This is a genomic window from Prevotella sp. AM42-24 (genome assembly GCF_003461825.1).
Lineage (GTDB): Bacteria > Bacteroidota > Bacteroidia > Bacteroidales > Bacteroidaceae > Prevotella > Prevotella hominis.
The window spans coordinates 76,807-91,689 of record NZ_QTXV01000003.1 but is presented as its reverse complement, the minus strand read 5'-3'; the positions used below and the strand labels follow the sequence as shown (position 1 = coordinate 91,689).

General features: G+C 40.1%; 12 protein-coding genes. 2 read left to right on the top strand and 10 right to left on the bottom strand.

Annotated elements, in window-relative coordinates; translation table 11 throughout:
• Positions 1–11: 11 nt before the first annotated feature.
• From DW917_RS17650 to DW917_RS02030, 5 genes are all read right to left on the bottom strand, one after another.
• Positions 12–677 (bottom strand): sulfatase-like hydrolase/transferase, encoded by a 666-nt coding sequence (locus DW917_RS17650; protein WP_233524601.1) that lies wholly within the window; start codon positions 675–677, stop codon positions 12–14.
• On the bottom strand, positions 638–1,813 hold the full coding sequence (locus DW917_RS17645; protein WP_233524600.1) for an LTA synthase family protein: 1,176 nt from the start codon (positions 1,811–1,813) through the stop codon (positions 638–640). The genes DW917_RS17650 and DW917_RS17645 overlap by 40 nt, the downstream gene beginning before the upstream one ends.
• Before the next feature lie 146 nt (positions 1,814–1,959).
• A complete protein-coding gene (locus DW917_RS02040) occupies positions 1,960–3,006 on the bottom strand; it encodes an ATP-binding protein (RefSeq protein ID WP_118116005.1) in 1,047 nt (348 codons plus the stop codon).
• Between the two features lie 165 nt (positions 3,007–3,171).
• Positions 3,172–4,353 (bottom strand): UDP-galactopyranose mutase, encoded by a 1,182-nt coding sequence (gene glf, locus DW917_RS02035; protein ID WP_118116003.1) that lies wholly within the window; start codon positions 4,351–4,353, stop codon positions 3,172–3,174.
• A 365-nt stretch (positions 4,354–4,718) separates the two neighbouring features.
• The gene (locus DW917_RS02030) at positions 4,719–6,341 is read right to left on the bottom strand and encodes a DUF6056 family protein (protein WP_118116001.1); all 1,623 of its coding nucleotides are present in this window, start codon (positions 6,339–6,341) and stop codon (positions 4,719–4,721) included.
• A 216-nt stretch (positions 6,342–6,557) separates the two neighbouring features.
• Between DW917_RS02030 and DW917_RS02025 the strand changes: the two genes are divergently transcribed.
• Positions 6,558–7,265: a glycosyltransferase family 32 protein gene (locus tag DW917_RS02025; protein ID WP_118115999.1), complete on the top strand. Its 708-nt coding sequence runs from the start codon at positions 6,558–6,560 to the stop codon at positions 7,263–7,265.
• Positions 7,266–7,290: 25 nt separating this feature from the next.
• Here the strand turns inward: DW917_RS02025 and DW917_RS02020 are convergent, their stop codons facing one another.
• From DW917_RS02020 to DW917_RS02005, 4 genes are all read right to left on the bottom strand, one after another.
• Entirely contained in the window at positions 7,291–8,346 is a 1,056-nt protein-coding gene (locus tag DW917_RS02020; RefSeq protein WP_118115997.1) for a glycosyltransferase family 1 protein, read from the bottom strand.
• A gap of 323 nt (positions 8,347–8,669) precedes the next feature.
• Complete coding sequence (locus tag DW917_RS02015) at positions 8,670–9,716, bottom strand: galactofuranosyltransferase (protein WP_118115995.1); 1,047 nt, start codon at positions 9,714–9,716, stop codon at positions 8,670–8,672.
• Positions 9,717–9,849: 133 nt separating this feature from the next.
• The gene (locus DW917_RS02010) at positions 9,850–11,214 is read right to left on the bottom strand and encodes an ATP-binding protein (RefSeq protein WP_118116083.1); all 1,365 of its coding nucleotides are present in this window, start codon (positions 11,212–11,214) and stop codon (positions 9,850–9,852) included.
• A 279-nt stretch (positions 11,215–11,493) separates the two neighbouring features.
• Positions 11,494–12,693: a glycosyltransferase family 1 protein gene (locus DW917_RS02005; RefSeq protein ID WP_118115992.1), complete on the bottom strand. Its 1,200-nt coding sequence runs from the start codon at positions 12,691–12,693 to the stop codon at positions 11,494–11,496.
• A gap of 188 nt (positions 12,694–12,881) precedes the next feature.
• Here DW917_RS02005 and DW917_RS02000 point away from each other — a divergent pair, with 188 nt between their 5' ends.
• Entirely contained in the window at positions 12,882–14,057 is a 1,176-nt protein-coding gene (locus DW917_RS02000) for a glycosyltransferase family 87 protein (RefSeq protein WP_118115990.1), read from the top strand.
• 38 nt (positions 14,058–14,095) lie between these two features.
• Here DW917_RS02000 and DW917_RS01995 read toward each other — a convergent pair whose 3' ends face one another.
• The gene (locus DW917_RS01995) at positions 14,096–14,851 is read right to left on the bottom strand and encodes a lipopolysaccharide kinase InaA family protein (protein ID WP_118115988.1); all 756 of its coding nucleotides are present in this window, start codon (positions 14,849–14,851) and stop codon (positions 14,096–14,098) included.
• Between the last annotated feature and the right edge of the window lie 32 nt (positions 14,852–14,883).

Sequence of the window (14,883 nt, the reverse complement as noted above, 5' to 3'; positions counted from 1 at the left end):
TTATCGAAGTCTTATTTTATAATTTTGTCGTAGCGAATCAGAAAATCCGAGATGCGATGGGCTTGGGTGAGTCGCTTGATTTCCTTTTCCGGTACATTACTTGTCGTTTCTACGTTCATATTATCTGAACCTACAGCAGCAGGATATTTGCGAGGATCAAAGATGCTCTGTCCCATACCTTTCCATTTGTAGTGATCCAGATGCATCAGGTTGAGGATGGTAGGATATTGGTCAACCTGTCCCATCACCTTATTATATATTCCACCTACAGGAGCGTTTACAACTATGAAAGGAGTAAACTGCTTGTTGCTTACGATGCCTTTGGCGGCTGGCGATTCGCAGATAGGTTTGCGGTCGGCAGCAAGACCTTCGTGGTCGCCAATTATCACAATCATCATATCCTTGTAGTCCGGGCGACTCTTCAGATAGTCGAGGAGGATGCCCAAACCGTGGTCGGTATAGTTGGCCATGATCATGAAGTCGCGCATCTTTTCCGGATAATCGCCTTTAAAATGAATGCGCTTCAGGTTGTCGGGCAGGACGAATGGGTTGTGACCGGAGTAAGTTACAATCTGCAGATAATTACTTTTTCCCTTCTTCATGATTCCGCCTTTCTTGAGCTTTGCCACAATCTGCTTCATGAAGGATACATCGCCCAGTTTCTTGCGGCTGCCCATTTCTCATCGTTCACCCACTGGTCGTTGAAGAACATCTGGCTGATGCCGAAGTTTTCTGCCACCACAGACTGGTTCCAGGTGATAGGCTTGTCCACCGTCATCAGATAAGAACTCAGGTCGGGATGCTCTTCCTTCATCGCCTTAACCAATGAAGGATAGTGGGTAAAAGGAAATTGCATGGCGTAGCATCCGCTCATCAGCGGCAACAGACCTGTGCTTACCAGAAGCTGTCCGTCTATGCTGCGTCCGCCTTTCACCTGAGTGAGAACGTGTGGAGCATAGAGAGTATGACTGTCGGCGATGTAACGGTTCAGGTTTGGAGTGATTTCCTTACCTTCTACCTTACGGTTGATTGCCCAACTTTCTAGCGATTCGCAGAAGATGACTACTAGGGTTTTCTTCCTGGCGATACTGTCAGCGAGTGGCTGATAGGCTGGTTGATGTTTCATCCAGTTATCAATTTCTGCTTTTATCTTAGGGGTAAATACCGTTTTTTGTTGGTTCGCTTCGTGTATCAAATTGCCAAAGATGGTGTACATTGGCACTTTGCAGGTGTACATGTTGGCATTATCCAAGTTATTGAATGCCTTTTCTGGTCCTCCTTTAGCAAAGATTAAAATAACAGAAAGCAGAAATGCTGCAAGTGTGGTTAAGGCGTATTGCTTGATTCGCAGGGCGTAAGCTCCTCGCTCTCTTCCAGACGCTTCTGCTCCTCGGTTCTTTCTCTTATGGAGAGAATAGATGCAGATAAGTGTAGATAGCGGGAGTAGGGCATCTATCCATCTCATCGAGTCAATCACACTCGCCGTAAAATCGCTCAGATTGCTAGCCAGCAGATAACTTTCCAGAGGTATCATCGAGTTGTAGGTACGGCAATACATCAGGTTGCTGATGAGCAGTCCGTCTAGAATAAAGAGCACGAGATATTCTAGCCATTTCTTACCGGTAAGCATAAATGGGAGGATGAACAGCAGAGCTGCCAATAGGGAATTGACATACACCTCTGGCAGGGAAAAAGAGGTGAAAGTAGTCTGCAGGCACCAGATGATATCGAATACGATAAATTTACTGGCTGCACATCCCAACAGAGAAGTTGTATCTCTGTTCCACAAAGTATGTGGAAATAATTTCTTCATAATCTGTTTCATGAGTACAAAGGTATTGATATTTTGTGAGATACTGGCTAATTTGCTTATTAATCTTTGCTAAAAAATAGAAATCTCCCATCACGCTTTGGCTGCGTGATGGGGAGTTAATCGGTTTACATTGTTTCTCCTATATCTTATTGAGGCAAAATGTTGCAGTATTCCCGTTTGAACCACAGCTCGAAGACGGGGTCAACCATCTTGAAGCCATCGCCCGATTTCTCAATGAAGTCTCTTTCTACAAGAGTCTTTTTGTTCTTAGTGATAGTGCGTGGAGCACCGAGTCCATATTCTGCTACTACCTGTTGGGCGTTGAAATGGGTCTCTCCCATGCAGACGGCACGCAGGAATGCAATCTGTGAGGCTGGCATGCCATCAATATCGGTAATGAACATATCGGCATTGGTATCCAGAAGTTTGGTAAGCTGTGACTGGTAGATTTCCTCAGTCACCTCTGTTGCCGTACGTGTCCAGATAAGAAAGCAGAATTGCTGCATATACCAGGAGTGGCATTGCACGGCATTGCAGATTCGCTCTATCATTTCATCGCTGATAGACTTGCCATAATTGTAGAAACTGTCGTGGATGAAAGGCTTCCAGTATTCCTTGGCAATCTTTTTCAAGGTCATCATCTGTCCAAAACGGTAGAACGGATTCTTCGAGTTGCCGAATATATCCATCATCATGTGGCGTTTACTGCCATAGAGACAATAGGTCGTACTATGTTGTCCCTGCCAGACCGAACGCATGGTTCCTTCTAGTCGTTTCCAGCCAGGCAGATTCGCCAATTGTTGGAACTCATCAATGCACACGATGACATGGATGCCTTTTGCCTTGGCAATCTTTTCTGGAAGATTGAGGATTTCCTCGGCACTTTCGGCCCATCTCTTTTCCATCGTGGAAGAAACTCCCTGGAGTACTGCACTTGCAAACTTGTTGTAGAACTCTTCCTCAGAGAAAATCTTGAAGGCATCAAGATAGCACACTCTCACGTCCTTCTGTTCTTGCTTCAGCTCTTCCATCGCGGCTTTGACAAGGGAAGACTTGCCCCATCTTCTTGGAGAAATCAGCATCACGTTGATGCCTCCTCCAAGAAAAGTCTTGAGGTCTCTTCTATCTTCAATTCTATCAATGAAATATTCATTTTCAGCGATAGAACCATATTCGAATGGTATCTTGTTCATATACTTAAAGTCTTGATTCTCTGCAAAGTTACAAAAATATACCCAAAGGTATTATACCCAAGGGTATAATTTAGGAAACTTTATCCTTTTATCTCCATTCTCATCTTTTTATCGAGTACTATTAATTACGAGAAGTTTTACATAAAAAGCGAAAGATATGATGAATTACTTGAACATAGCCAATGCTTTCTCTATGATTGGCGCCATGTCGTAATACTTATATTCGGCAAGGCGACCACCAAAGATAACATCCTTTTCCTGATCTGCCAGGTTCTTATATTGAGCGTATAGTTCGGAATTCTCCTTATCATTTACTGGATAATAAGGCTCCATGCCATCCTTCCATTCTGTAGAATATTCCTTGGAGATGACGGTTTTAGGACAATTGTAAACCTCTGCACCAAACATTTCAAAGTGCTTGTGTTCTATCACTCGGGTATAAGGCACTTCTCGTTCAGTATAGTTTACCACGGCATTTCCCTGATAATTAGGGCAGTCGATGATTTCCTGTTCGAATCGGACGGTGCGATAGTTGAGTTTCCCGAACTGATAGTCGTAGAACTGGTCTATTTTTCCTGTGAAAACCAGTTTCTCGGCGATTTCCTGCCAGCAGTCTTTAATCAGTCCAGCTTTCTGGGAAGCCTCTTTGTTCTCTGCTAATTTTTGGATGTTGTCTCCAAAGAAATCCACGGAAGTCATGGTGTCGATACCTTCGAGCAAGCCGTCAATCAGTTTGTTGTAGCCACCTACTGGGATGCCCTGATACTTGTCATTGAAGTAATTGTTGTCGAAGACGAGTCGTACTGGCAGACGCTTGATGATGAAGGCAGGCAGGTCGGTACACTTACGCCCCCATTGCTTCTCGGTATAACCTTTGATAAGTCGCTCGTAGATATCTTTACCGATGAGTACCTGTGCCTGTTCCTCCAGATTGCGCGGCTCGCTTACGCCGTCTGCCTTCATTTTGGCCACAGCTTCCGCCTTCTGTTCATCTATTTTGGCTTGTGCTTCTTCAGGAGTGGTAACGCCCCACATCTGATAGAAGGTGTTCATATTGAAAGGCAGGTTGTAGAGCTTGCCTTTATAATTGGCCACAGGCGAGTTGGTGTAGCGGTTGAACTCAACGATGGCGTTGACGAAATCCCACACCTCCTTATTGGAAGTATGGAAGATATGCGCACCATACTTATGCACATTGATGCCCTCAATATTCTCGCAATAGATATTTCCGCCCAGATGTGGTCGCTTATCTATTACCAGACAAGTTTTGCCTTGCTTATGGGCAAGGTGGGCGAATGTGGCTCCGAAGAGACCGGAACCAACGATGAGATAATCATACTTCTTCATAAGAGTTTTGCTTGCTTTTTTATTTATGTATCATTTTGCCGCAAAGGTAAGAAAAGATATGCGAATATGCAAACTTTTAGCAGGAAATATTAGGGCGGATATTTGAAGCGCAATTCATCTTTATGCTTATGATAGTAAGTGCAAAATATAAGCCTCTTCTGGAGAGAAGTTATTTTCTTAAATATCAGATGTTTAATTTATAAAAATGCTAAAATACAAAGGTATAAAACAAGTTTATTTGCTAAAACACAGGGACATAAATGGCAAGTTCTTGCTAAAATATAAAGAATTATCCTAAAAGAAACAAAACGAGCATATTCTTCCAGTGAAATAGTGAAGAATATGTTCGTTTTTGTACTTATTGCCTAATAACTTGCTTTTTTAATTCGTTGCGTCAGATAAGTCGGATGAGAGTCCTGATCTATGAATGTCTTGTATTTCAAGTTGTTTGGACCTACATCTTTCTTGTAGTGTTTCATGAGATATGTATTCTCATTATTGATATTGTAACTATTTGTTGTGAAGACTTCTTGCTTGCCGTAATACATAGCAATAGCTTGGTTTACCCAATATCCAGGATCAGGCAAAGCATCGTAATGGGTATCAGAAGGAAGTTTTGTTTTTAAAGGCTTCAATTCGACAATAGAGTTGTTGTAAAGCCTCCCCAATAGTTCTTCCCTTTCTTTCATTTCTTTGTCGCTTGTTTGTATCTTTCCTTTGATAAGAAGGCTGAGTGTGCGATTGGTGGTGGATGGTTTAACGGCTATAGCCAATACAAATATAAGAATTGTATAAATGTATGAATATTTAATGGTATTCTTAAATTTCAATTTTGTAGCAGTCGCTACCTGACAAATGGCAGAACTCAGAGGCGCTTTGTTTTCTTCCTTTCTTGCCAACGCACCTGAAAGGTAATACATGTTGGTCAGAATAAGCCAGAATAGTGCATAGGTATAAACATTTTGCACTCTGAAAGGTCCTTCGTATCCCATGGCGTAGCAATGTGGAAAGAAGAAGCTGCAAAATAAGCCAAACGTGATGGCAATGCATAGCCATGGGTGAGAGAATTTAAAATTTGATTTGCGAGCCAATTTACTTACTGTTGGCACCAAAGTAACAAAGGTGAGTGACATGAAACTAATGATTCTGTCACCGATGAATCCAATACTTTTGCTTATGGTAATGCCAATAGCTTCTATAATGGTCGGGTGATACTCCTTTACGGCTAACTCACGAAAAGTATTACCTGGTGCTAAGATACTAAATGCAAAGGCTGCTAAGTAAACTGTCAAGACACCTGTAAGGAATTTGGGTAATTTCTTTTGCTCGATACAGATGATGGCAATGGTTGTGAATAATATAGCGGCACTTCCAAAGCCAGAGACAAAGTTGCCTCCGCCAAGGAATAGGGCGAGGATGATAGTAAGTGCACCAATAACCCATTTGGGTGTGCTTTGGGATTGGTAATATGCGATGAGTAAAGCCCCCAGACATAAGGAAAGACTAAAGTATAGAGTATAGTACATCGCTCCATTATACCAATAAAAGGCATCGTAGGCAGAACGGACGAATTGTATGTTGATGAGTGCAAAGATGGTAGATACGTATAAAAATTCCATCTTTGTGGTATGCAGTAACTTCCTCATTATCATGAATAATAGCGCATATGTTGATATGACGATACTTGACGCAAGAACAATGGGCACAATCCAATACATGCCAAAAGCTCCAGGCTGCAAAGCCATCAAAAAGCATGCAGAGTAGGTGCCTTGCCAAATATGGTACATGCTAACGGCTACATTCCATGCTCCTTGGAGGCATGCACTTACAGAATGGGTGGCATTCCATGTCTTGTATGCTTCTGCTCCAAAGACATAATCATCAGAAAATGGGTGCAAATATTGTCCGATCCAAAAGATGGGGAGGATGGACAAGATTAAAATCACAATTGCTACGCTTGTTACAATTTTTAATTGCTTTTTATTCATAACTGTTTTAATCCTATATTAATTCTGTGATAATACTAATTCTTTTTGTATTCTATAACATCGTTGCGTCTGTAACTTTGCATGTGAGATAAATAATAAATGTTAAAACTTGTGCCGCTTATGGCTGCAAAGGTACTCAATTTTATTGAATGCCACAAATAATCCTTGCTTTTTTTTGTTTTTTTGATAACTTTTCGTACCTTTGCAGCAAAAATAATGATACCAAAACTCATTCATCTTTGTTGGTTTAGCAATGATCCTTATCCTGTAGAGATAAAGGTCTGCTTGGATTCGTGGAAGCGCATTATCCCCGATTATGAGATAAAATTATGGGGATATAAGGAAGCTAAGGCGATAGGGTGTCCGTTCATAGACGAAGCATTGGAGGCTCACAAATGGGCTTTTGCTGCGGATGCTGTCAGATTCTATGCTGTATATGTTCACGGAGGTGTTTATATGGATAGTGATATCTTCTTGTATAAGCGTTTTGATGAGTTCATGCAGAAGAATGTATTTACTACTTTTATGACAGAAGAAGGCGAAACCAAGACAGGATTGCAGGCAGCTTTCTTTATGGCTCCTCATGGTAATGCTTTCTGTCAAAAAGTTTGGGAGTATTACAAAAATCATCATTTTAAGAATGATGATGGCTCTTTTAATACCACAATCTCTCCAATTATTATGGAACGTATCGCAAAGCAATTACAGTTTGATATGAATATTCGGAGCACACAATTGTTGGAGGGTTTGCACGTATATCCAACTTCATATTTGTTGCCTCGTAAAAAGTATCCTCGTACAGAAAAAACTTTTGCCGAACATCGTATTTATGGGAGTTGGCGTAAGAGAAAGTTAAGCCGTCAGATAGATTTGATGATTTCTCATGTCGTCCATGTGGTAAAGTACGCTCTCTTCAAAAAATAGAAGAGAGCATATTGTTTTATGGACTTTATTTTAAATTAAGTAAATCTTTATATAAGGTAAGATATTGTTTCATGTATTTGTCATAATTGTAACTCATAGAATATTCTTTTGCAGCAAGGGATAATTCCCCATTCTTGTCCCAAACAGCCAGTCCTTCATTTATAGTATTAGCCATTTCTTCTGGCTCAAAAGAGTCAAAGTAGGTTGCGTGGTTCTTGCAGATTTCTGGTAGGCTGGTGTATCGAGAAGAGAAAACTTTGCAATTGTAGCGCATCGCTTCTAAAACAGGAAGTCCAAAACCTTCTAATCGACTTGGGAACAAGAAAGCTTCGCTATGAGCATACATCCAGTTACGTTCTTCATTGGTGATTTCACCAGCTATGATGACGTTGTCTGCATGGCAATATTCTTTTATTTCCAGTAGTTCTTTGAGGTAGCTTGTACATTTTTTCCCACATATAAATAGTTTATATTTAGGAAAGAACTTCATCATAGGTATTAATGTATGAAAATTTTTTTTCTTTCTTGTTTGGCCTATTGTGAAAAAGAATTTGTCGTCTATATTCACAAAGTTTGGTCGCTTTTGTTCTTCTTTGGTTGTGTCTTGTATTCCGTTATAGATAACTCTTAGTGGCTTTTTCTCAAGGTTTACATGTTCGAGTAAATCTCGTTTTACATATTCGGAAATGACAGTAATGCAATCTGAACGTTTAACAAACCATTTGAGTTTCAGTAAGCGTTTGAGACGATGAATGCCTTTTTTCTCAAATAAAAAGTTCAGATCATGTACTGTGAGAAGATTTATCATACCTTTGGCATGTCTGCGTTTGATGAACAGTTGGTCTGTGGTATGCCATAAGTCAATCTTGTGTCCTAAAGCCTTGAGATCTTTGTCCAGATGCTCTATGGTAACGTAATCAACGGCATCTCCTAAGACACCTTTATATTTTTCTAGTACAAGAACAGTAAAGTGAATATCATCAATGATACCGCCTTTGAGATGTTCGCCAACATTGTTGGCGATTTCTCCAAATCCACACTTATCTTGATAGCGTGTTAAGTCAATTAATACGTATTTCATAAATATAATGGTCTTTGAATATAAAACTAATCTTGGTGGTTTGTTAACACTATGATTTAACTTGCCTAACCATTACGGTCGTTTCCTATTCTTTCTATTATGTCATTATCTTTTAGCCATTTAATATTGTTGTCTATAGCTGTAGTACTTATGTCCAATATCTTTGCCGTATCAGCTCTTCTTTTGTCATGCTTGTTTATGATATTTTTGCAAAGGTACTATTTTATATTGAATGTAGCAAATATATATTGTTTATTTTTCGTTCCGTTCTGTTTCAAGTTACTCCAGTAACCTGTTTCGTTAGTTTGAAATGTCCCAAATAGTCAGCGTTGCTGATGGGTAGAGAAATAAATGTCTAATGCTTGGCGAAGGAAGTGCCCATGGTTCAGTCTTTCGGCCAGGCGTTTTGCATTTTGCTTCAGATTTGCGATGTCGTCGAAGGTGAGATTGGCAAGCTTTTCATCCAACTCTTTCAGCGAATTGATGGCAATACCTGCTCCTGCTTCTTCGATGATAGGCGCTACGGCTGCCTCTTTCCAGATGATGAGCGGTAAACCAGCACGGAGATAGAAGGAAACCTTATGTGGAGAATTCCATTTCAGGTATTGACCATATTCGCCCGAACAGGTGTCGAGTGAATCGCCATCCCATACTAACCCGAAGTCGGCATCAATACTCTTGATGAAATCTTCTGAAGGCACAAATCCCTGATAAGTGATGAGCGGATTCTCTTTCAAGCCCTGTAGTCCTTCCTTGTTCCCGCAAACCAGCAGTTGCCAGTTGGTCAGCGTCTTGGAAAGCTCTACCAGAAATGAATTCTTCTTCATGCTTAGCGCACCTGCATAGACTACTTTTGGCTGCTTCCTGTCTGACGCTTTTTCCTGACATGGTGAAGCTGAGTGATAGTCAAATAAGCCGAGGGCACCCACTGGCTTCTGCATTCCGTGCTCCTTGAGCCATTTCTTCATGTTCTCGTTGGAAGCGATGATATAGTCGCTATGGGAGAGACGGCTGATTTCTTTCTCTACGGTCAGCTTCTTTCTGCGGAAAGAACCTAAATCGTGAATGAGGGAAACGGTCTTGGCTCCTTTCATTCTTGCTATTTTGCATAAGAAAGAAAAGTACTTTTTGACAGGATATTGCAAGAAAAGAGTGTCGCCTTTTTGAAGCAATAGGCAGGCACGGAGAATTCCTGCAAGATCAAGGAAAAATGCGATAATCTTGCTGTTTCTTACCGTTCGATGCAGACCCAGGTTGACGGCTCCCATTTCATCGAGTGTATCCTCGTTGTCTGTCTTAGCCTTATTGCCTGCTGATGTAAGATTATAGTAGTTGCGACTTATGTAGCAAAGTCTGTTTTGTTTGTTCATGCTCTTAATGTCTTGATTTTCTGCAAAGTTACGAAATTATACCCAAAGTATTATACTCGAAGGTGTAATTTAGGAAACTTTATCTTTTATCGTAGGTAAACTTCTCCTCTTTCTGTTTTAGTTGGAGCCTTGATTATTTCATTATTACCAAGCTCCTTAATGCATAAAGAGGATAGATGTCTATTTTCCCATTGTCTTTAGTAAAACTCCCAAAGTTTTCTAATGAGGTTCGAATGGCATGATCGATGTGTTTTGTCTCCATAAAAGCATAAAGGCTCTTCATTCCGCCACGCACTTCGGCTTTTACCTCTATCGGAAGAATCTTCATATTTTTTGCCATAACGTAATCTACTTCAGCTAAAGAACTCTTTGCGCTGCGCATCCAAAAGAACAGAGAAGGAATGCTGTCTGGAGGCATGTTTTTGATGATTTCCAGTCCTGCTACCATCTCTGTAATATGTCCCTTGTTTACCAAGTCGGTGGCATTGCCTATGAGTATTTGCTCTGAAAGGGTTGTTATGCTACCTAAGTCCATGCCTAAGATGGATAGAAGAAGCCCGCTATCCAAGAAAAGGTATTTTGCGCAACTTTCATCTGCTTCTGCACCCAGCGGGAAACCATTGGCTGCAGTGTTATAGACTGGTATAAGTAATCCTGCCAAAGTTAGAAGGCTAAGAGCCTCTTTTATTTGGACAGACCTGAAATCGCGTGATACTTGGCTATATACGAACTTACTTCCTATTTGATGAGCTGCACTATGTAAGGTGAGCCGAAGCAATGTGGTGTTGGCGCGTTTCTTGTATTTCGCAAAGTCAACTTCATAGGTATATACTATTTCTTTTTGTACGGATTGGCACTCTTCGTAGCTATGAGCAGAGACCCATGTAGAGACAACTTCAGGCATTCCGCCGACCATCAGATAAGTGCGGAAGAGAGCAACTAATTGGTCGTGTAAGACAGGAAGTAAAGGTTGGGTAGGGTTGGCAATTTCTTTGGCTTGTAATAAGCTTTGCATACCAAGTGCTCCCAAGAATTCATCGAAAGACATTGGGTACATAAACATAGAATGAATCCTGCCCACGCCAAAAGTTGGAATTTCATTTAGTGCAAATTCCAACAGAGAACCTGCTGCAATAACATGTAATTCAGGTAAGTCTTCCCAAAAAAAACGAAGAGCAGAAATGGCCTCTTGGCACATTTGTATTTCGTCCAAGAAAAGTAAAGTTTTTCCTGGAATGATTGCCTCTCCTGTTATTGATTTTAATGTTTCAACTATATGACGGGCACTTAAGTCTCCTTGGAAAATTTGGGCAAACTGTGGCTTTCGCTCAAAGTTAACTTCAACGAAATTCTCGAATTGCTTGCCCAGATGGCGTACGGAGGAGGATTTGCCCACTTGTCTTGCGCCACGTAGTAACAAAGGCTTATGTCGTGGATTGTTTTTCCATGCTATCAAAGCCTTGTCTATTTGTCTGGTAATATATTGTCTTTGCTCCATTTTGTATTTCCTTTTTTTGATTGCAAAGTTACATGTTTTTTGCTTAATATCAAGCATTTAAATTGTAAAAATGCTAAAATGCAAAGATATAAACGTCAACTTTTTGCTAAAATACAAAGAAATAATCGCAGATTTTTTGCTAAAATACAAAGATTTCAGTATTCTTGTTGTAGCTGCTCCTCAAAGTGATTTGTATGCGCCAGATAGATTATAGTAATTCTGGCTTATGTAGCAAAGTCTGTTTTGTTTCATATTTCTTTTTTACAGTTGTTCTGATGATTATATTTTTTTGTATGTTTCATATAGGGAATGAAACAGCTTTTCGTCGGTAAAGCGTTTGGCATATTCTCTGCCCCGCATGATCATATTCTGACGTAATAGAGCGTCGGATGAAACGTTGAGGAGAGTTGCAGCCATGCTCTGAGCATCGTCTGGTGCGACATATATCGAATCGGGACCTCCTGCTTCTTCCAAACAAGAACCGGTACATCCGATAGCTGGAACTCCGCTGCTGATGGCTTCCAGAAGTGGAATTCCGAATCCCTCTATCCGGGAAGGATAAACGAAAATTTGTGCCAATTTGTAGAACGATGGCAAATCTTCGTAAGGTACTTTATGATAGAAATGAAACAGATGCTCTATGCCTTGTTCCTTCAGAAAGCTTTGTATTTCTTCTACATATGGAGTGTGGCGTCCTACTGCTACTACCTGTATTTCCTTTTTCCTCTGATTCTCGGCAAGACATTCTGCTCTGCATTCTCCTTTGGCAAGCAGAGCTATCGCTTTTGCCAACAATAGAAGATTCTTCCGTTCTTCAATGCTTCCTACATAGAGTACAAATTCTTCTGGTAGCGAATATTTTTCTCTTACCTCCTCCAGCTTTTCTTGAGCAATTTCTTGAGAGAATACAGGGTCACAACCCTGATAAACTACATCAATTTTTTCTTTTGGTGTATGGAAATAATCTATAATTTCCTGTTTGGTGTATTCACTGACGGCAATGATGCGGTCTGCGTTTTGGCAAGCCTTGCGAAACTTATATTGATAAATTTTGCGGTCTATCCAATGATAATACTGAGGTGTATGAAGAAAGATCAGGTCGTGGATAGTCACGATGTATTTGCATCGTTTTTCTCCATATTTCTTTTTTCTATCTTCCGGAGTACCAATGTTTAAAGGCAACTCGTTGCTCAAACCATGAAATAAGTCAATACCATTTTTCTGTATATCCCTGCTGATACCCCAGATTCTCCAAAGGGAACTTAGTTCTTTCCATATACCCTTGGATGGAAAATGAAGGAAAAGTTGGTTTAATGTGGGTATTTCCTTCAGATATGGTATGCGATGAGGCTTTGGTGTATATAGATGGTATTCGTTGTCGGGGCGTAGCTCCGACAATATTCTGATTATAAATCTACTATAATTGCCAAGACCAGTACGATTTTGTGCTGCTCTTTTTGCATCAAAGCCTATTTTCATGTTTTGTTATTTTGAAAAATCTTTATTCCATACAAAGTTACAATAAAATTCTGATTTTGCAAAATAATTATAGAAATATTTGTTCATTACATGTTTTTTTTCTATCTTTGTTCGCGATATAGCTGGAAAATGATAAGGAGGAAGATTTATGACCAATATGTATAATGATTAATAAACAGATAAATCAAATGAATGAAACTCTTTCACGCTTGAAGCAGTTCTTGAAGCGTCCTTTTTTTACCGACCCGCGCACATTACTTTGGCTTTGGCTCTTGCTGGCTTTGGGATCTGCGCTTATCAAGTTTCATAAGTGTAACAACTTTTTAATATTCAAATATGTTTTTTGGCATACGTGGAATCAGACGTCTCTTTACGCTCCTTATGCAGAGTATTTTGATACGAATCATTATGGTCCGTTCTTCAGTTTGATTATCGCTCCGTTTGCAGTTGTCCCTCTTCCTGTGGGGCTTATTTTGTGGCATGTGTTGATGGCTTTGCTTCTCTATGTGTGTATCCGAAAACTGCCTCTGAATCAAGGTAAACAAATATTTATCTATTGGTTCTGTGCTCATGAGTTGCTTACGGCTTTATTCATGGACCAGTTTAATATTGTGACGGTTGCTCTTATCGTGGCATCCTTTTATTGTGTGGAGAAACAGAAAGATGTTTTGGCTGCGTGTTTTATCATGATTGGTACGTTTGTCAAACTTTATGGTGTTGTAGGATTGGCTTTCTTCTTCTTCTCCAAGCATAAGGTCAAATTTGTTGCTTCGTTGGTCGGGTGGGCTGTTTTGTTCTTTGTCTTGCCGATGTTGATTAGTAGTCCTGAATATATTATAGGTCAATATCAGGAATGGAAAATGAGTTTAGCAGGTAAGAATATGGAGAATATGTTTTCTACGATGCAAAATCAGTCTTTGTTAGGATTAGTGAGAAAAATATCGCATGTTTCCACTTATTCTGATTTATGGCTGATTGTTCCTGGAATATTGGCTTTTTGCGCTCCTTATCTGCGCTTTTCGCAATATAAGAATCTGTATTTCCGATATGCTTTCCTTGCTTCGGTTCTGATGTTTGTTGTACTTTTCAGTACGGGTAGCGAGTCGAGTACTTATATCATTGCTTTTGTGGGAGTAGCTCTTTGGTTTGTTGCTGTTCCGTGGAAGCGTTCTCGCTGGGACATTGCTTTGATGATTTTTGCTTTTATCCTGACGAGTTTGTCTCCTTCTGATCTTTTCCCGAAGTTTATACGCAAGACTTATGTGCAGCCTTATGCGCTGAAGGCCCTTCCGGTGGTACTGATTTGGTTTAAACTGATTTATGAAATGATGGTTAGAAATTATTCGGACAAATTGAAGGAATAGTCAGATTTCACTGATAAGAAAATACCATTCTTGCTTGATTACAGTTCAAGCAGGAATGGTATTTCATGTTTCTTCTGATAGCGTTTCCAGAATTTTGCCCGTTCTTTCATTACATAGTCAACGGCTTCTTCAGGATTAGCATTTCGTATCAATGCATATTCTGATGCGAGGGTTTTCATGAATTCTTTTGGACCCCAGAATTTACGCAGGTTATATAAACCTTTCTTTATGCTGACTGTGCCAAAGTTCATGCGGTTTATATCTACGATCATGAAATGATAGCCTTCATCATCCTTTTTCCATAGTACGTTGCCTGGTGTGAAGTCTTTGTGCAATACTTTATGTTTATGGATATTTGCTGCAAAATGAGCAAGAGCTTTGGCTATAGAGGTGTGGTCTGTAAAATTCTGGTCACCAGTTTCATACATGGTGTGTCCGTAATCACATTGTATCGTGATGAGGTAGGTGAATCCCAGCATATTCAGAAGACCTCTTTCTTCAATAAGTGCAATGACTTCTGGCGTTCCTATCCCCTTATCTTTTAAAATTCTGGCATATTCGTAAGCGCGTTTGCCTTTAGGTACCCTGATTCCCCATGAATAGATCATCTGATTCAGTCCGTGAGGTATATGGTATCGCTTTACATTGATACTTAGGCCTTCAGGGGTATTCATTACCTTGATGGTATTGCGGCTTTTATAAATCTCACGTCCCTTCTCTTGGAAAACATCAGGAATGCTCTCGATGAAACTTCTCAGGTATTCATATTTTGGATTTATCTTTATCTTTCTCATTTCTTAGAATCGTTTTTGGAAATCGTTTCTTG

Bases quoted from the DNA above. Each gene is read 5' to 3' on its own strand.
- DW917_RS17650 (WP_233524601.1), bottom strand. From the start codon at position 677: ATGGGCAGCCGCAAGAAACTGGGCGATGTATCCTTCATGAAGCAGATT.
- DW917_RS17645 (WP_233524600.1), bottom strand. From the start codon at position 1,813: ATGAAGAAATTATTTCCACATACTTTGTGGAACAGAGATACAACTTCT.
- DW917_RS02040 (WP_118116005.1), bottom strand. From the start codon at position 3,006: ATGAACAAGATACCATTCGAATATGGTTCTATCGCTGAAAATGAATAT.
- glf (WP_118116003.1), bottom strand. From the start codon at position 4,353: ATGAAGAAGTATGATTATCTCATCGTTGGTTCCGGTCTCTTCGGAGCC.
- DW917_RS02030 (WP_118116001.1), bottom strand. From the start codon at position 6,341: ATGAATAAAAAGCAATTAAAAATTGTAACAAGCGTAGCAATTGTGATT.
- DW917_RS02025 (WP_118115999.1), top strand. From the start codon at position 6,558: ATGATACCAAAACTCATTCATCTTTGTTGGTTTAGCAATGATCCTTAT.
- DW917_RS02020 (WP_118115997.1), bottom strand. From the start codon at position 8,346: ATGAAATACGTATTAATTGACTTAACACGCTATCAAGATAAGTGTGGA.
- DW917_RS02015 (WP_118115995.1), bottom strand. From the start codon at position 9,716: ATGAACAAACAAAACAGACTTTGCTACATAAGTCGCAACTACTATAAT.
- DW917_RS02010 (WP_118116083.1), bottom strand. From the start codon at position 11,214: ATGGAGCAAAGACAATATATTACCAGACAAATAGACAAGGCTTTGATA.
- DW917_RS02005 (WP_118115992.1), bottom strand. From the start codon at position 12,693: ATGAAAATAGGCTTTGATGCAAAAAGAGCAGCACAAAATCGTACTGGT.
- DW917_RS02000 (WP_118115990.1), top strand. From the start codon at position 12,882: ATGAATGAAACTCTTTCACGCTTGAAGCAGTTCTTGAAGCGTCCTTTT.
- DW917_RS01995 (WP_118115988.1), bottom strand. From the start codon at position 14,851: ATGAGAAAGATAAAGATAAATCCAAAATATGAATACCTGAGAAGTTTC.